This is a genomic window from Bacillus sp. FSL K6-0923 (assembly GCF_038630825.1).
In the GTDB taxonomy this organism is placed as follows: domain Bacteria; phylum Bacillota; class Bacilli; order Bacillales; family Bacillaceae; genus Bacillus; species Bacillus pumilus.
The window spans coordinates 1,555,601-1,572,423 of the sequence record NZ_CP152044.1 but is presented as its reverse complement, the minus strand read 5'-3'; the positions used below and the strand labels follow the sequence as shown (position 1 = coordinate 1,572,423).

Annotated in this window: 15 protein-coding genes; all 15 read right to left on the bottom strand. The window is 43.7% G+C overall.

Features of this window, described 5'->3' with window-relative positions; all coding sequences use genetic code 11:
* Positions 1–55: 55 nt before the first annotated feature.
* Positions 56–706, bottom strand: coding sequence for a ribulose-phosphate 3-epimerase (rpe, locus tag MHI16_RS07910; protein WP_058014015.1), 651 nt, complete (start codon positions 704–706; stop codon positions 56–58).
* Positions 707–709: 3 nt separating this feature from the next.
* Positions 710–1,606 carry a ribosome small subunit-dependent GTPase A gene (gene rsgA / locus MHI16_RS07905; RefSeq protein WP_058014016.1) on the bottom strand — a complete coding sequence of 299 codons (897 nt, stop codon included), beginning with the start codon at positions 1,604–1,606 and terminating at the stop codon, positions 710–712.
* A gap of 12 nt (positions 1,607–1,618) precedes the next feature.
* Positions 1,619–3,574 carry a Stk1 family PASTA domain-containing Ser/Thr kinase gene (gene pknB / locus MHI16_RS07900; protein ID WP_058014017.1) on the bottom strand — a complete coding sequence of 652 codons (1,956 nt, stop codon included), beginning with the start codon at positions 3,572–3,574 and terminating at the stop codon, positions 1,619–1,621.
* Positions 3,568–4,338 (bottom strand): Stp1/IreP family PP2C-type Ser/Thr phosphatase, encoded by a 771-nt coding sequence (locus MHI16_RS07895; protein WP_058014018.1) that lies wholly within the window; start codon positions 4,336–4,338, stop codon positions 3,568–3,570. The genes pknB and MHI16_RS07895 overlap by 7 nt, the downstream gene beginning before the upstream one ends.
* Positions 4,339–4,341: 3 nt before the next feature.
* Positions 4,342–5,424, bottom strand: a complete 1,083-nt coding sequence (gene rlmN, locus MHI16_RS07890) for a 23S rRNA (adenine(2503)-C(2))-methyltransferase RlmN (protein WP_058014019.1) — start codon at positions 5,422–5,424, stop codon at positions 4,342–4,344.
* Between the two features lie 3 nt (positions 5,425–5,427).
* A complete protein-coding gene (gene rsmB, locus MHI16_RS07885) occupies positions 5,428–6,771 on the bottom strand; it encodes a 16S rRNA (cytosine(967)-C(5))-methyltransferase RsmB (protein ID WP_058014020.1) in 1,344 nt (447 codons plus the stop codon).
* On the bottom strand, positions 6,758–7,711 hold the full coding sequence (fmt, locus tag MHI16_RS07880) for a methionyl-tRNA formyltransferase (RefSeq protein WP_058014021.1): 954 nt from the start codon (positions 7,709–7,711) through the stop codon (positions 6,758–6,760). The genes rsmB and fmt overlap by 14 nt, the downstream gene beginning before the upstream one ends.
* A 5-nt stretch (positions 7,712–7,716) precedes the next feature.
* Complete coding sequence (gene def / locus MHI16_RS07875) at positions 7,717–8,199, bottom strand: peptide deformylase (RefSeq protein ID WP_058014022.1); 483 nt, start codon at positions 8,197–8,199, stop codon at positions 7,717–7,719.
* A gap of 15 nt (positions 8,200–8,214) precedes the next feature.
* Positions 8,215–10,623 carry a primosomal protein N' gene (gene priA, locus MHI16_RS07870; RefSeq protein WP_058014023.1) on the bottom strand — a complete coding sequence of 803 codons (2,409 nt, stop codon included), beginning with the start codon at positions 10,621–10,623 and terminating at the stop codon, positions 8,215–8,217.
* Positions 10,620–11,837 (bottom strand): bifunctional phosphopantothenoylcysteine decarboxylase/phosphopantothenate--cysteine ligase CoaBC, encoded by a 1,218-nt coding sequence (gene coaBC, locus MHI16_RS07865; RefSeq protein WP_058014024.1) that lies wholly within the window; start codon positions 11,835–11,837, stop codon positions 10,620–10,622. Before coaBC ends, priA begins: the two co-directional genes overlap by 4 nt.
* A gap of 116 nt (positions 11,838–11,953) precedes the next feature.
* On the bottom strand, positions 11,954–12,157 hold the full coding sequence (gene rpoZ, locus MHI16_RS07860; RefSeq protein WP_003211647.1) for a DNA-directed RNA polymerase subunit omega: 204 nt from the start codon (positions 12,155–12,157) through the stop codon (positions 11,954–11,956).
* A 3-nt stretch (positions 12,158–12,160) separates the two neighbouring features.
* Complete coding sequence (gene gmk, locus MHI16_RS07855) at positions 12,161–12,775, bottom strand: guanylate kinase (RefSeq protein ID WP_003212381.1); 615 nt, start codon at positions 12,773–12,775, stop codon at positions 12,161–12,163.
* A 9-nt stretch (positions 12,776–12,784) separates the two neighbouring features.
* Positions 12,785–13,054 carry an extracellular matrix/biofilm regulator RemA gene (remA, locus tag MHI16_RS07850; protein ID WP_008344898.1) on the bottom strand — a complete coding sequence of 90 codons (270 nt, stop codon included), beginning with the start codon at positions 13,052–13,054 and terminating at the stop codon, positions 12,785–12,787.
* 76 nt (positions 13,055–13,130) lie between these two features.
* Positions 13,131–14,006: a YicC/YloC family endoribonuclease gene (locus tag MHI16_RS07845; RefSeq protein WP_044141956.1), complete on the bottom strand. Its 876-nt coding sequence runs from the start codon at positions 14,004–14,006 to the stop codon at positions 13,131–13,133.
* A gap of 83 nt (positions 14,007–14,089) precedes the next feature.
* Positions 14,090–16,765 (bottom strand): calcium-translocating P-type ATPase, SERCA-type, encoded by a 2,676-nt coding sequence (locus tag MHI16_RS07840; protein ID WP_058014025.1) that lies wholly within the window; start codon positions 16,763–16,765, stop codon positions 14,090–14,092.
* Positions 16,766–16,823 lie beyond the last annotated feature (58 nt).

The following is a 16,823-nucleotide window of genomic DNA, read 5'->3' as shown; positions in this document are numbered from 1 at the left end:
ACGCTCCTCTCCATGTAAAAAGAACCAAAGATCACAATGACTTTGGTTCCTTCCTTTACGCTTCTCGAATTGCCTGGATCGCTGCTGCGCGATTGTCTTTACCGTATACCGCAGAGCCCGCTACAAGTAAATTAGCGCCTGCCTCTTTGCAGCTTTTTGCAGTCTCTACATTGACACCGCCGTCTATTTCTATCAGTAAATCAGTTAAGCCCTTTTGTTCACTCAGTGCTTTTACTTCTTTTACTTTCGTGAGGACAGATGGAATAAATGCCTGTCCCCCGAAACCAGGGTTCACTGTCATGAATAACACAAGGTCCACATCTTCTAATACATGCTCAATGTGAGAAACGGGTGTGTGCGGATTCAAGACCACCCCTGCTTTTACACCTTGTTCTTTCATATGTTGTATTGTTCGATGTAAGTGCGGACAAGCTTCCACATGAACAGAAATAATATCAGCTCCAGCTTTTGCGAATGCAGGAATATACCGATCTGGCTGCTCAATCATTAAGTGAACATCAAGCGGAAGACGCGTATGCGGTCTGATCGCTTCGACGACATTTGGCCCAAATGTCATATTCGGAACAAAATGACCATCCATGACATCAATATGAATGTAATCTGCACCGCCTTGTTCCACATCACGGATATCTTTCTCCAAATTGGCAAAATCTGCTGATAAAATGGAAGGTGCAATATAAACCATGATTTAGTACCTCGGCTTTCTGTCTTTGATTTCTGTTAAAAACTCTAAATAATGCTGATAGCGATACTCTTTGATTTGATCATGCTCGACCGCATCTTTTATCGCACACCCAGGCTCTTTCACGTGCAGGCAGCCTCTAAATTTACAATCTGCACTTCGGTCTCTAATATCTAAAAAGTATAGACCTAGATCTTCTGCTTCGATGCCAGTAAATTCGAGCGAGCTAAAGCCCGGAGTATCTGCAATGAGCCCGTCTGCTGTTCGAATGAGTTCGACATGTCTTGTCGTATGCTTTCCTCGTCCGAGATGGGATGAGATATGATCTGTTTTCAGCGCCAATTCAGGACTCATCGCATTTAAAAGGGACGATTTGCCTACACCAGACTGACCGGCAAATACAGTGATTTTATGGTGAAAGTGCGGAGTCAGCTTCTCAATGCCGTCTCCTTCAATCGTAGAGGTTAAATGAACCTCATAGCCAATTTGCCGATAGTCGTCTGCATATGCCATGATCGTTTCACGTTCTTCGTCTGTTTTCAATAAGTCCATTTTAGTGATACAGATAATCGGCTCAATATGATTGGCTTCTACAAGCACTAAAAATCTGTCTAAGAGTGAGGTGCTAAAGGTTGGTTCTGCCGCTGAGAAAACAAGTACCGCTTGATCAACGTTACTGATAGGCGGACGAACAAGTTCGTTTGTCCGTTCTTTGACTTCTAATAAGTAGCCTTCTTTATCGTTGTCTGCTTGATACACGACGTAATCGCCAACAAGAGGTGTAATTTTGTTTTTTCGAAAAATGCCTCTCGCTCTGCACTGAACCACTTTTCCACTCTCTTTTGACTCATCCAGTACATAGTAGAATCCGCTTAATGCTTTAATAATTTTGCCCTCAGGCATAAAGTCCCTCCTTTATTCATCATCAGGGTATTCGATCGTTTTCGAGCTGACGACTTTATCATCAACCGTCACTTGATAATATCCTTTTTGACCTGGTTCAATCTTAAATTTAATGGTCCGTTCAGTCGGCGCAGTGATTTTAAAGCTTTCGTATGAATCAGAGATGCTATGCTCCGCATCATCAATGGAAATTTGGACATTCATCTCCTGTCCTTCCACTTCTGGTTCATAAGGGATCGCAATCTTTTCGGTCACCGTTTTGGCTGGTTTTTCCTTCGGTCCAAGAGAGAATGTAATCTTGACCGTGTCACCTGGTTTAACAGCCGTTCCTGCTCCTGGTTCCTGCTTCATGACCTCGCCTTTTGGCACATCATCAGAATACGCTTCTTTTTCATCAAGCTTCAAGCCGTTATCCTCTAAATAATTCGATGCCGCTTGCTTACTATACGTCGTTAAATCACGTAATGTAATATCGGCAGGACCTATACTGACAGTCAACGTGACTTCTTCATCTGCTGCTACAAGTTCAGTATTCGCGGAAGGACTCTGTTCCATGACAATCCCAGATTCGGTGTCATTGTCATTCACTTCCTCCACAACGACCTGTTTAAACCCTTTTTTCTCTAAGATTTCTTTTGCTTTATCGACCTTTTCGCCTGTCACATCAGGTAATTCGGTCTTTTCCTTGCCAGTACTTTCGTAAAGCTGAATCTCTGTTCCTTCTTTGACCTTTGTGCCGATTTTCGGATCTGTTTTGACGACGAGACCTTTTTCAATTTTCTCATCAGCGATCTCTATTGACTCCGAAGCGACGGTGAACCCAGCTTTCTTTAAGGTATCTTCTGCTTTTTCAACCGTCATGCCAGATACATCTGTGACTTCCACATCTTTTGGAAAAAGCAGCCCTGGAAACACAGTGATGGCTAAAATTGTCGCAGCAGTCAATATAAATAAGATGGATGCCACAATCCATGGCCATTTTTTCCGTTTCTTTTTCGGCTTTTGTTTCTCTTTTTTCTTCGGTTTTTGAGCCGGATGGACGGCTGTTTTTTCATTGTCTTGATCGATTTGATGATCTTGAATAATTGGGATCGCTTTCGTTGCTTCATGGTCTTCTTCAATGACAAAGCGTTTTTCTTTTAATCTGGCTGGATCGAAAGCGGTTTTTAAGTCTTTTTGCATTTCAGATGCATCTTCATATCGATAAAATGGATCTTTGGCCATCGCCTTTAAAATGATGTTTTCCACGCTTTGTGGAACAGAAGGATTCCACCTTCTCACAGATGGCGGCTCTGATTGCAAATGCTTCAGTGCAACACTGACAGCCGATTCCCCTTCAAATGGCATGCGTCCTGAGATGAGTTCATAGAGCACAATCCCAAGCGAATAGATGTCTGACTTTTTCGTTGCAAGACCCCCGCGTGCTTGTTCTGGAGACAAGTAGTGCACGGAGCCTAGGACAGAATTTGTATGGGTAATAGTCGCTGAGCTGAGTGCCATGGCAATCCCAAAATCCGTGACTTTGATGTTCCCCATATTGTCTATTAATATATTGTGAGGCTTAATGTCACGGTGGACAAGCTGTTTCGCATGGGCTTCTTCCATCGCCGCAACGACTTGTTCCATGATGCGAACGGCTTCTTTCGGATGAAGCGGACCATTGGCGTGTATGTATTCCTTCAGCGTCATTCCCTCGACATATTCCATGACAATATAATAAATGTCATCTTCTTCCCCGACATCGTAGATGCTGACAATATTCGAATGATCTAAGCTTGCAGCTGACTGTGCTTCCCTCCGGAAACGTCTAATAAAATCATCATCGCTCGCAAAATCAAACCGCAAAATTTTAATCGCTACTTCGCGATCTAAAATCATATCCTCCGCCAAATAGACGTTTGCCATTCCGCCTCCGCCTATAACGCGAAGAATCTGATAACGGCCGCTGATCCTTTTTCCGATCAACACTTGCTGTCACCCTCCTCTGGCTGGGAGGAGATTTCTAACAGTACTGCTGTAATGTTATCTTCACCGCCGTTGTCATTCGCTGTTTGTATTAACTCTGTTACTTTTTCCTCTGGTGCGGTTGTTTGCGTTAAAATATGAATCAAATGCTCTTCTTCTATTTTATTCGATAGACCATCTGAGCAGAGCAGGATTTGATCTCCTGGGTCCACTTCAAAGGTGCGTGCATCAATCTGAACACGCTTATCTGTTCCTAATGCTTTCGTGAGCACATTTTTTCTTGGATGATATTCTGCATCCGCTTTTGAAATTTCACCTGTTTTCACAAGCTCATTCACGAGTGAATGATCATCTGTTAATTGGGTCAGCGCTCCTTCTCTTAGCAGATAGCAGCGGCTGTCTCCAATATGCGCAATTGTGACCGTTTGCAAATGAACGAGCGCACATACAATGGTCGTCCCCATTCCTTGGCACTCCTCATTGTTTTGCGCATGTTCATAAACTTGGTCATTAATGTCACTGATTTTTGAGATTAACCAGCTTTCTTGATCGGCTGGCTTTTCTGGAATTGAAGATATTTCTTCCCAGTATTCTTTTAAAGAAGAGACTGCCATCTTGCTGGCGACATCACCAGCAAGATGACCTCCCATGCCGTCTGCTACAACAGCGAGAAGTGAATCTTCTTTTGCTTCAAAAATACCTGCATCATCTTCATTATGCTGACGGACTTTTCCTGTATCGGTAAGAAAGGCTGCCCTTATCAACATTCGTCACCTCGTCTCTTCCTGACGCTCCTTCGCTCTTAGCTGACCGCAAGCAGCATCAATGTCATGGCCTTGCTCTCGTCTAATCGTTACGTTTACGCCGCGTTCTTTCAGCGTTTTTTCAAATAGGAAGATTTGTTCTCTAGGTGTTCTCACATAATCTCTCTCTGGTACATAGTTCACCGGAATAAGGTTCACGTGGCACTTGATTCCTTTTAATAGGTCTGCCAGTTCTTCTGCATGGTGAACTTGATCATTTACTCCGCCAAACAGGCCGTATTCAAAGCTGACACGTCTACCCGTCTTTTGAATGTAGTATTCGATGGCTTCCATTAATTTTGGCAGCTTATATGCCTTATTGATCGGCATTAGGCGGCTTCTGATCTCTGTGTTCGGTGCGTGCAATGACACAGCAAAGTTGATTTGCATTTGCTCATCAGCGAATTGATAGATCTTTGGAATGATTCCGCTTGTCGAAACCGTAATATGGCGTGCACCAATATTTAAGCCATTATCATGGTTGATGATTTTAAGGAAGGCAAGCATTTCTTCAAAGTTATCAAACGGTTCGCCAATTCCCATGATGACAACAGAGCTGACTCTCTCGTCTGTTTCGTCAAGTGCCTGCTGCACTTTTAATACTTGTGCAACGATTTCTCCGGCTTCAAGGTTTCGTTTTAAACCACCAAGTGTAGATGCACAGAATGTACAGCCAATTCGACAGCCAACCTGTGTTGTCACACAGACAGAGTTTCCATATTCGTGACGCATAAGCACTGTTTCAATTGTATAACCATCATGCAGTTCAAATAAAAACTTGATCGTTCCGTCCTGAGACGTTTGTTTGATCACGGTTTTTAAAGTTGTGATTGTAAATTGATCTTTTAACTTTTCTCTTAATTCTTTGGAGAGGTTAGACATTTCATCAAATGATGTCACACGTTTCTCATAAAGCCACTCAAAAATTTGAGCTGCGCGGAAAGGTTTTTCATCTTGTTCTTTTAACCATTCTTTCATTTCGTGAAGCTCAAATGAATAGATCGACGGCATATCTGTTTTCAGTTCTTTTCTTACTTTTTGTTCTGTCATTTTTTATCCCTTCTTTCTCATGCTGCAAATAAAGAAACCATCTGTTCCGAAATAATGAGGAAGAATTTGCACACTTCCGTTTTGAACAAACGGAGCAACCTGCTCAGGCAGCCGTTCATTAAGAGATAGATCGGGTTCGAAGTCTTGGTGTTCTTGTAAAAACGCATGAATCACTTGTTGATTTTCTGTTGGGTCCATTGTACATGTACTATATACAAGGGTTCCGCCAGGCTTTAAAAGCGGAGCTGTTTCTTTTAAGATTGCCTGCTGAATTGCAGCAAGCCTTGCTGAGTCTTCTGGAGACTTTGTATATTTCATATCTGGTTTCCGTCTAATGACGCCAAAACCAGAACACGGCGCATCAATCAGAATCCGGTCAAATGAAGCTTCGCTGTAATCACCCTTTGCTTTCCTTGCATCAAGCGCTTTTGCTTCAATCTGAGTAAGGTTCAGACGTTTTGCTGCTTGTTTGATGAGTTTCACTTTATGTTCGTGCAAATCAAGTGAAACAATTTGTCCTTCGTCGTTCATACGCTCTGCGATATGTGTTGATTTTCCGCCTGGAGCCGCACAGGCGTCAAGCACAATTTCTCCCGGCTGAGGGTCTAGTGCTCTTGCGACAAGCATTGAGCTTTCATCTTGAATGGTCACATAGCCTTCTTGGAAAGAAGAGGTTGAAACGATGGACCCTTTCATCAGCTTAAGTGCATCTTCAGATAAGTCACCAAGCTCCGTTTCAATCCCGGCCTCCAGCAGCTCTTGCTGCAGTGCAGCGCGGTCCGTTTTCATTCGATTGACACGAAGGGTTTGCTTTGGCGGTACTAAATGAATACGGCACATGCTTTCTGCTGCTTCAAATCCGTATGACTGAACCCACTCCTGCACGAGCCATAATGGGTGGCTTGTCTCAATCGAAAGCCGCTTGACCGGATCTTCGATGGCATCAAAAGCCGGAACGCCTTCTCTTTGCACGGAACGAAGAACACCGTTCACAAGTGAAGAAATGCCCTTGTGCCCTCTCTTTTTCGTTAGCTCAACTGCTTCATGGATGGCTGCACGATCTGGAATTTTTTCAAGGTAGACCATTTGATAAAGAGACATCCGCAAAAGCTGCATGACCCAAGGAGCCACCTTTTGCGGTTTTTTCACAAATGGTGCCAGCATATAATCTAATGCCAGCTTGTTTTGCAGAGTACCGTACACAAGCTCTGTTAAGAGCGGTTTGTCCTGATCTGCCAAGTCTTTGTCTTTCATGACTGACTGCAAAAGCAAATTACTGTATGCTTGGTTTTGTTCGAGTTTGATTAAAGCGTCTAGCGCTACTTCTCTCACATTACTTTTCTTCATTCATTAACCCTAATTTCTGTCCAATTTCGATATTTGCGCCTCTTAGGAAGTCTTCGCCGCTCATCTTTTTCTTACCAGCTGGCTGTACACCTGTTAATAAAAGGCCTTGGTTATTCCCAGTTCCAATGACTGGACCTTCTTTTTGAAGCTCAATCACTTTCCCAGGTTCTTCTTGCGCTTCGAGTGGCACTTTTTTCGCATCCCATACTTTTAGATGAGCCCCGTTCCATTCAGTATAGGCAACTGGCCACGGATTTAAGCCGCGAACTTGGTTGTAAAGCTCTTCTCCGGTCTTTGTCCAGTCTAATCTTTCCTGCTCTCGCTTTATATTAGGTGCATACGTTGCCGCTTCTTCATTTTGCGGAATTGGTGAAATAGATCCGCTCAGAACATTCGGCACAGTATCTTTCAATAGTGCAGCGCCTGCTACACTTAATTTGTCATGCAATGTACCGACATTGTCTAATTCGTCGATTTCCACTTCTACTTTACTGATCATGTCCCCTGCATCAAGTCGTTCCACCATGTACATGATTGTAACGCCTGTTTTCTTTTTACCTTGAAGGATCGCATAATGGATCGGCGCGCCCCCTCTTAGTTCTGGCAGCAGCGAGGCATGCACATTGATACAGCCAAACTGAGGTTCATCCAGTAGTCGTTTTGGGAGGATTTGTCCAAAAGCCGCTGTCACAATTAAATCTGGTTTTAAGGCAAGCACTTTATCAATTTCTTCATCAAGGCGCACCTTTTCAGGCTGCAAGACCGGAATGCCGTGCTTTAAGGCTTCCACTTTCACAGGAGGCGGCGTGAGTACTCGTTTTCTGCCTTTCGGGCGATCTGGCTGCGTGACGACCCCGACAACTTCGTATCCTTCTGTTATGAGTGTTTGCAGCACAGGTACTGAGAAATCAGGGGTTCCCATAAATACAATACGTGCCATTTTCTTCACCCTTCCATTTCCGCAAGTTCTTTTTCTGTATAAGTTTGAATGATTTTCGACGTAAATAATATGCCGTCTAAATGATCAATTTCGTGCAATAAGGCTCTTGCTAAAAATCCTTCTGCTTCTATTGTAAATGGTTTGCCTTTCTTATCAAAGGCTTTTACCTTCACATAGCTCGGTCTTTCTACTGTGCCGTATAAAGATGGAAAGCTCAGGCAGCCTTCAATATCAGTTTGACTTCCTTTTACTTCAAGAACCTCGGGATTCACTAAATCAATTCTGCCAGGTTCTTCTCCGATATCGACAACAGCAATTCTTTGAGAAATGCCAATTTGTGGTGCTGCTAGTCCGACTCCATCTAGCTCAAGCATTGTATCATACATATCATCAAGCAGTTTTTTAAGCTTTTTATCGAACGTATCGACAGGCTCTGCCTTTTGTTCAAGTACGTCTGCCGGATGTATGACTATTGGTTTTACTGCCACTTAAAGCCCTCCGTTTTACATCATCATATATGGATTCATATCTATTGAAATCATCAATTGTTTTTGTTCCATTTCCTTTTGATAATGGTCTTGTATTTTCCGTAGTAAACTTGCCAGTTCATTTTCCCTTTTGTATTTTATCACGCATTGATATCGATATCTATCTTTGATCTTAGCGATTGGTGATGCAGCCGGACCAAGGATCCTTGTATTCGGTGCACAGTTCATTTTTAGGAACTGAACAATTTGATCCGTAACATGCGCTGCCTTCGTCACTTCCTCATGTGATACTGTCACCATCGCCAAAAAGTAATACGGCGGATAGGACTGGTGGCGGCGATGCAGCATCTCCTGTTCATAAAAGGCTTCATAGTCATGCTGCTTCGTTAATTCAATACTATAATGAGAAGGCGTATACGATTGAATGATCACAGAGCCTGCTTTTTCATGTCGTCCTGCCCTGCCGCTGACCTGCGTGAGAAGCTGAAATGTTTTTTCACTTGAACGGAAATCAGGGATATGAAGAGACGTATCGGCACTTAGAACACCAACAAGTGTGACATCGGGGAAATCCAGCCCTTTTGCAATCATCTGCGTCCCGAGCAAAATATCTGCTTCTTTATTGCCAAAAGATGTGAGGAGCTTTTCGTGAGCACCTTTACGAGACGTTGTATCGACATCCATTCGGATGACTCTTGCCTCTGGCAGTACTTTAGTCAGCTCTTCTTCTACACGCTGCGTACCCGTACCAAAATAGCGAATATGCTCACTATGGCATTCTGGACATTCAGCTGGCACCGGTGCCTCGTGCCCGCAATAATGACATTTCAGCCGTTTTTGATAGCGGTGATAGGTGAGAGAAATTTCGCAATGAGGACATTGCTCGACATATCCGCAATCACGGCACATCACAAAGGATGAATAGCCCCTTTTATTCAGAAATAAGACGGCTTGTTCTTTTCTTTCAAGCACTTCCTTTAATCTGATCATTAATTCTTCTGAAAACATGGACCTGTTGCCATTTCTCAATTCTTCTCTCATATCAATTAACGAAACGTGCGGCAGCTGCTGCTGGTTGACTCGGTTTTTGAGCGTCAGCAATGTAAACACGCCTTTTTTGGCACGCGCGTAGGTTTCAAGTGAAGGGGTAGCACTGCCTAAAACGACTGGGCATCGATGCCTTCTGGCTCGTTCAATAGCGACGTCCTTGGCATGATAACGAGGCATTTCCTCTTGTTTATAAGAAGATTCATGCTCTTCATCTATGATAATCATGCCTAGATTTTCAAATGGTGCGAAAACAGCCGATCTCGCACCCACGACAAGCTTGACTTCCTTGCGATGGATTTTCCGCCATTCATCATATTTTTCCCCTGTCGATAAGCCGCTGTGAAGTACAGCCACATTTGAACCGAACCGTTCTTTAAACCGCTGAACCATTTGAGGGGTTAACGAGATTTCTGGAACGAGGACGATCGCTTCTTTTCCTTTTTGCAGGGCATGATCAATCGTCTGCAAGTATATTTCCGTTTTACCGCTTCCTGTTACCCCGTGCAGCAGAAAAGTTTCATGACGGTCATCACTGACTGCTTGATGAATATGTTTTGCCGCTTCTCTTTGTTCTGGCATGAGGTCAAGTGAGGCAGAAGGTGTAAACGCCCGGTCACGATAAGGATCCCGGTAGACCTCTTCATAACTTTCTGTTAGCAGCCCTTCTTGAATAAAGGTTTTAAGCGTTTGAGAACTCGTGCCTGTTTGCTGCTGCAAGTCTTTCGCTAAAAAGGTTGTCTCACTCGCTTGAAGCAAAAAGGAGAGCAGTGCCTTTTGTTTCACCGCATTTTTCTTCAGCTGCTGCTGTTTTTCTTCAAGCTTATCTTTGGATACAGCTAGTTGGAGCGTGCGCACTTTTTTCTTTCCAGATTTTTGCGAGACGTGATACCTTACCTCTAAATGACCTTTTTGGACATGCTTTTGAATCTGTTTTAGTTGTTCGGCTGGGATGTCAGCATAAAGAATGCTATCTCGCTGACCGAAAAGCTCTTTCAATGACTGCGGAAGTTCTTCATCTGACAGCACTTGAATTTCTTTTTCATATTTCGCCTTCATGGCTGCAGGGAGCATCGATTGAAGTGCCGTAATGTGATAGGACAACGTTTTTTCCGTCAGCCAGTGGGAAAGCTCCAATAGCTCATCTGTCAGAACAGGTGATAAGTCAAATAAATCGACAATGTCCTTTATGCTTCCTGTTTTTACGTCTGTTTCTTCTTTGACTTTTGTCACAAACCCTTGAATCTTCCTCGGGCCAAAGGGAACGACCACCCTCATTCCCGCTTTGACGAGATCTTTGAAGCGATCTGGTACACGGTAATCGAATGGCCGGTCAATGGCTTTCGTTGTGACATCTACGATGATTTCAGCAATCATTCTCGATCACGCTCTTTTGGCAACAGCTGTTTTGCCTCCTTTAAGATTTCAAAAGCGAGGTCTTTTTTGCTCATCATCGGCAATTCTGTTGTTGTACCATCTGCTTTGATGATGGCTGCTACATTTGTGTCTGTGCCAAAGCCTGCACCTTCTTTTGTGACATTGTTTGCTACAATCATATCTAAATGCTTGGATTCGATTTTCTTTTTCGCATAATATTCTACATCCTGCGTTTCAGCTGCAAAACCGACAAGCACTTGATGCTCTTTTCTTTTCCCCAGCTCTTTTAAAATATCTTTTGTCCGGGTGAATTCAATCTCTAAGGCGCCGTCCTGCTTTTTCATTTTATGAGAATATGAGGTCACAGGGGTATAGTCGGCGACTGCTGCTGATTTAATGACAAGGTCCGCTTCCTCGTACACAGCTAATGCGGCTTGATACATGTCCTCTGCCGATTCAACGTGCACCACATGTACATGATCAGGTGCATTTAAAGAAACAGGTCCTGAAATAAGCGTGACATCTGCCCCCATCTGCTGCGCAGCCTCTGCAATCGCATAGCCCATTTTTCCTGACGATCGATTTGTAAAGAAACGCACAGGATCAATGACTTCTCGTGTAGGACCTGCTGTCACCACAACTTTTTTGCCTGAAAGCGGTAAGCTTTTTGGCTCTTCAAAAAATGCACGGATGTGCTCAACAATTTTTTCAGGCTCCTCTAATCGTCCTTTTCCAATGTAGCCACAGGCTAAATAACCTTCACTCGGCTCAATAAACCGGTAGCCGTCCTCATATAATGTGCGGATGTTCCGCTTTACAGCCGGGTGATCATACATATGCACATTCATAGCTGGTGCGATCCATACAGGAGCCGTTGAAGCAAGTAAGGTCGTCGTGAGCATATCATCTGCAAGCCCAGCGGCCATTTTACCAATCGTATGTGCTGTTGCAGGGGCAACTAGAATGAGATCGGCCCAGTCAGCTACATCAATATGCGCTATGACTTTTGGATTGTTTTCTTTAAATGTATCCACATACACCTCATGTCGAGACAGAGCTTGGAAGGTAAGCGGAGACACAAACTCACGAGCAGATTCTGTCATAATGACTCTTACATTTGCGCCTGCCTGTACGAGTTTACTAGTAAGTGCAGCTGCTTTATATACGGCGATTCCTCCGCTGACGCCGAGCAAAATATTTTTTGACTGTAACATTAGTTTGTCCCCCTTAACGGCCTTTTCACAAATTCGTCTACAATTCAAAAAAGTCAAAACCAATCATAGTTTTGACTTTTTTGAACGTATCGTATCTGCATAGCAGAAGCGATGTGTTATTCTTGATCCTCTTTTTCAAATGTCAAAAGACCGGCATCAATTTCTTCAAGTGCTTTGCCTACAAATTTGTAAGACTTCGTATTTTCAATTTGCTGATCTTGATGGATCTGCATTTCACGTGCACGGCGTGCAGACACTGTCACAAGTGTGTATTTTGAATCAAGTTTATTCATCAATGAGTCAATTGAAGGATCTAACATAATTTATTCTACCCCCAGCATTTTTTTATATCTTGGTGCGACTCTGTCTCTGCGCAGGTGTTCTGCAAGGACGATCGCTTTGATTCTTTCACAAGCAAGCTCGACATCATCGTTTTCCACGACATAGTCGTAAGCATCCATCATTTCAATCTCTTCTTTTGCAGCAGCCATTCGATTTCGAATAAGCTCCTCAGACTCTGTACCACGCGTAATGATGCGGTTCTGAAGTTCTGAAAGACTAGGCGGTGCAAGGAAAATAAAAAGACCTTCTGGGAATGCTTCTCTTACTTGAAGTGCACCTTGCACTTCGATTTCAAGGAAAACATCTTTTCCTTCGCTTAATGTCTGTTCTACATAGTCAACAGGCGTGCCGTAGTAATTCCCGACATACTCTGCCCATTCTAACAGCTTTTTATTTTCAATCATATGTTCAAATTCTTCCCTGGATTTAAAGAAATAATCGACACCATTTCTTTCACCTTCACGCGGTTTGCGTGTTGTCACAGAAATAGAGTATTCAAATTTCGTATCTTCCTGGGAGAAAATGGCTTGTCTGACCGTTCCTTTTCCAACTCCCGAAGGTCCAGAGAGAACGATTAAAAGTCCTCTTTCTTTCATAATGGCGTATTACCCCTGCCCTTCATCTATGATTTCTTCTTTTACAGAAAGTCTTTGCGCGACAGTCTCAGGCTGAACGGCAGATAAGATGACATGGTCACTGTCCATAATGACAACAGCACGGGTTCTTCTTCCGTATGTAGCATCTATGAGCATGCCTCGATCTCTTGCGTCTTGTATCATTCGTTTAATCGGTGCTGATTCCGGACTGACGATCGAAATCATCCGATTCGCTGAAATGATGTTTCCAAATCCGATATTGATCAACTTTATGGTCATCTTCTAACGTCCCCCTGTATTATAAACGTCTCTAGTCTCGCCGAAAGAGACGTACTGTAAACAGCATACACAATGACTATTCTATATTTTGCACTTGTTCTTTTATTTTTTCAATAGCACTTTTCATTTCAACCACCAGCTTAGTTAAATGATGATGGTTCGCTTTTGAGCCAATGGTGTTCACTTCACGGTTGAGCTCCTGTACAAGAAAATCAAGTTTTCTGCCAGCAGCACCGCCTTGCATTAAGATTTGCTGGAATTGCTGAAAGTGACTTTTCAATCTTGTAATCTCTTCTGTAATGTCACAGCGGTCAGCAAAGATCGCAGCCTCTGTTGTCAATCTGCTTTCGTCAAGCGCCTCTCCGATCCATTCTTGCAATCGCTGATTGAGCCTGTCTTTATACTGACTCACAACCTCTGGTGCAAAGACTTTGATTTCTTCTGTGTAGGCCTCTAATTCAGAAAGCCTCAGCTCACAGTCTTTTTGAAGTGATGTTCCCTCCTGCTCTCTCATGAAGCAAAGCTCTTTGACAGCCGTTTCACAAGCTTCCATCAGCAATTGCTCTAATTGCTCATTTCGGCTGGACGATTCTTCTACTTGAACGGCATGCTCCAGCCCCAGTAAGTCATGTGCATGCTGAATGCCTGAAATGTGATAGCGTTTCTCGAGATCTTTTGCGGCTTTCATGTATTCATCGAGCAGCGGCCAGTCAATCTGCAAGGACCGGCTTGCTAGTTTACCGCCTTCAATCGTAACAAACAGCTCAATTCTACCGCGCTGCACGTGACGAAGAATGATTTTTTTCAATGTGTCTTCGAAATATAAAAGCGGCCTCGGCAAACGGGCATGAACCTCTTTAAAACGGTGATTGACCGATTTTAGCTCAACTGACACTGTCAGTTCTCCATCCGTTTTACTCGCTTGGCCGAATCCCGTCATACTGCGTATCATGTCAAAACACCCAATTCTTTCATATTAATAAAATGAAAAAGGTAATAGCAGACACTATTACCTCAAAATTATACCATAACGAATTATTTTTTTCTTGTCAAAAGTGATCCTGCCAGTAAAAAAGTTGGCAGTGCAGACATACCGATGATCAGTAGCCAATCAATTGGTGCAATCGCCACCGTTTTGAAAATTGGCTGAAGCGGCGGATAATAAATGACCACAAACATCAATAAAAGTGATGACAAAACCGCGCCGATCAAGTAGAGATTACCGAATGGATTGCGCTCAAAGATGGATCGTTCACTGCGGCAGTCAAATACATGAATGAGCTGCGCCAAAACAAGCGTACTAAATGCAACAGTCTGCGCATATGGCAGGTTGTTTGGATCACGGTGATACACAAACATAAATGCTAAAAGGGTCGCAAGTCCAATGAGGAACCCCCTAGATACAACCTTCCATCCGAGTCCTCTAGCAAAAATCCCCTCTTTCATATTCCTCGGCTTTCTTTTCATGACATCGCCTTCTGGCTTATCCATGCCAAGCGCCATCGCAGGGAGGCCATCTGTGACAAGGTTGACCCATAAAATTTGAATAGGAACGAGTGGAAGCGGAAGCGCTAGAAGCATCGCAAACAGCATAACCAAAATTTCCCCCACATTTGATGCCAGCAAATAACGGACAAATTTACGAATGTTTTCATAAATATTCCGGCCTTCTTTAATGGCCGATTTAATGGTTGCAAAGTTGTCATCAAGTAAAATAAGAGAGGAAGCTTCCTTGGCGACATCTGTTCCAGTGATACCCATGGAGATACCGATATCTGCTTGCTTAATTGCAGGCGCATCATTAACCCCGTCACCTGTCATCGCTACAATATGTCCATTTTTTTGATAGGCCTTCACAATTCTCAGCTTATGTTCCGGTGATACCCGTGCAAAAACGTATACATTTTCAGCCGTTTGCTCAAGCTCTTTGTCACTCATGTGATCTAGCGCTTTTCCGTCGAGCACCTTTCCTTGCTTTGGTAAAAGACTCAAGTCTTTCGCAATCGCTTTGGCTGTTTCCACGTGATCCCCTGTAATCATGACTGTTTTTATGCCCGCATCCCTGCACTCTTTAATCGCTCGCCTCACTTCAGGACGAGGCGGATCGATCATGCCCTCTAACCCAATAAATGTTAAATCAGTTTCAGCCTGCTGGACAGTGTTGATTGTTTCGGTCAGCCCAACTTTTTTATACGCAATGGCAATCGTTCTCAGCGCCTGCCTTGCTAAACCTTGAATCGCAGCCTCTGTTTCTTGCCTGTGAGTGGTTGAAAATGAAGCTGTGCGGCCGCCGTGCATGATATGGCTTGAACGGTTCATCAGGACATCCGGCGCACCTTTTGCAATGACGTACCGCTCTTTTTGATTCGTTTCGACGACGACTGACATCATCTTTCTTTCTGAATCAAAAGGAAACTCTTCTACCACGTGAAATCCTGCTTCGATGAATTGCTCTGTAAAACCCGCTTTACGTGCTGCGGTGAGAAGTGCCCCCTCTGTCGGATCACCATCAAGCCTCATTTCGCCATCTTTTTCAACGATGGTCGATGTATTACAAAGCGCCCCGTATAATAACACCTTTTGCAAGCTTGGATGTTTGTCTACATGGACAAGTTCTCCGTTCAAGGTGAAATCACCAGATGGCTCATAGCCCGTACCAGAAATATTCCACGTTTTGCCCTCTGCCCATACATGGGTCACAGTCATTTTATTTTGCGTCATCGTTCCTGTTTTATCTGAACAAATGATCGACGCGCAGCCAAGTGTCTCCACCGCCGGGAGCTTTCTGACAATCGATTTTTGTTTGATCATCCGCTGCACTCCTAAGGAAAGTGCGACGGTGACAATCGCAGGCAGGCCTTCAGGAATGGCAGCAACCGCAAGTGATACTCCCGCGAGGAACATATGATACAAATCATGTCCTTGCACAACACCAAGAACCACAACGAGCACCGTTAAAAATAAAGCAGCCACAATGAGGATTTTCCCCAGCTGTTCGAGACGTCTTTGCAGCGGTGTTTCCATATTCCCTGCTGCATCCAGCATGCCAGCAATTTGTCCCATCGCTGTATTCATTCCTGTCCCAATGACAACGCCCACGCCGCTTCCTCTAGTGACAAGCGTCCCCATAAAGGCCATGTTCGTCAAATCTCCAAGCGAGACATGATTGCTAGAAAGAGGACTTGCGTGTTTGACTGCTGGGATGGATTCGCCAGTGAGAGCAGACTCCTCGATTTCCAGGCTCTTTGTTTCTAGTAATCTAATATCTGCCCCAATCCGGTCTCCGCTTGAAAATTTCACAATATCCCCTGGCACGAGATGTTTAGACGGGATCTTGATCCATTCATTATTTCTCCTTGCATACACGTGCGGGGTTGATAATTCCTTTAGCGCTTGAAGGGATTTTTCCGCCCGTCGTTCTTGATAAAAGCCAAGCACTCCATTAATGAGAACAATCGCTACAATGGCTACTGCATCAATGTATTCGCCCAGAAAAGCAGAAATGATCGTTGCTGCAAGCAAGATTAACACCATAAAGTCTTTAAATTGCGCTAAAAAAATAATCAGAGCCGATGCCTTTTTCCCTTCCTGCAATTCGTTTGGCCCGTGTTTTTCAAGCCGTTTTTGTACATCTTTTTCTGACAGTCCGTCACCTATCGATGTATTCATTGTTTTTAATAAATCGGTTTGGTTCAGTTCATGCCAATTCATTTGACCTCGTCCACTCCTCTTTTGTTCTCTCTCATATGCAGTGTTCTATAAGCCAGTT

What these genes read in the sequence shown, in the direction of transcription:
- priA (WP_058014023.1), bottom strand. Translation starts at nt 10,623, where the DNA reads ATGATTGCTGAAATCATCGTAGATGTCACAACGAAAGCCATTGACCGG.
- rpoZ (WP_003211647.1), bottom strand. Translation starts at nt 12,157, where the DNA reads ATGTTAGATCCTTCAATTGACTCATTGATGAATAAACTTGATTCAAAA.
- rsgA (WP_058014016.1), bottom strand. Translation starts at nt 1,606, where the DNA reads ATGCCTGAGGGCAAAATTATTAAAGCATTAAGCGGATTCTACTATGTA.
- MHI16_RS07845 (WP_044141956.1), bottom strand. Translation starts at nt 14,006, where the DNA reads ATGATACGCAGTATGACGGGATTCGGCCAAGCGAGTAAAACGGATGGA.
- gmk (WP_003212381.1), bottom strand. Translation starts at nt 12,775, where the DNA reads ATGAAAGAAAGAGGACTTTTAATCGTTCTCTCTGGACCTTCGGGAGTT.
- fmt (WP_058014021.1), bottom strand. Translation starts at nt 7,711, where the DNA reads ATGGCACGTATTGTATTTATGGGAACCCCTGATTTCTCAGTACCTGTG.
- remA (WP_008344898.1), bottom strand. Translation starts at nt 13,054, where the DNA reads ATGACCATAAAGTTGATCAATATCGGATTTGGAAACATCATTTCAGCG.
- MHI16_RS07895 (WP_058014018.1), bottom strand. Translation starts at nt 4,338, where the DNA reads ATGTTGATAAGGGCAGCCTTTCTTACCGATACAGGAAAAGTCCGTCAG.
- MHI16_RS07840 (WP_058014025.1), bottom strand. Translation starts at nt 16,765, where the DNA reads ATGAATTGGCATGAACTGAACCAAACCGATTTATTAAAAACAATGAAT.
- rpe (WP_058014015.1), bottom strand. Translation starts at nt 706, where the DNA reads ATGGTTTATATTGCACCTTCCATTTTATCAGCAGATTTTGCCAATTTG.
- rsmB (WP_058014020.1), bottom strand. Translation starts at nt 6,771, where the DNA reads ATGAAGAAAAGTAATGTGAGAGAAGTAGCGCTAGACGCTTTAATCAAA.
- rlmN (WP_058014019.1), bottom strand. Translation starts at nt 5,424, where the DNA reads ATGACAGAACAAAAAGTAAGAAAAGAACTGAAAACAGATATGCCGTCG.
- coaBC (WP_058014024.1), bottom strand. Translation starts at nt 11,837, where the DNA reads ATGTTACAGTCAAAAAATATTTTGCTCGGCGTCAGCGGAGGAATCGCC.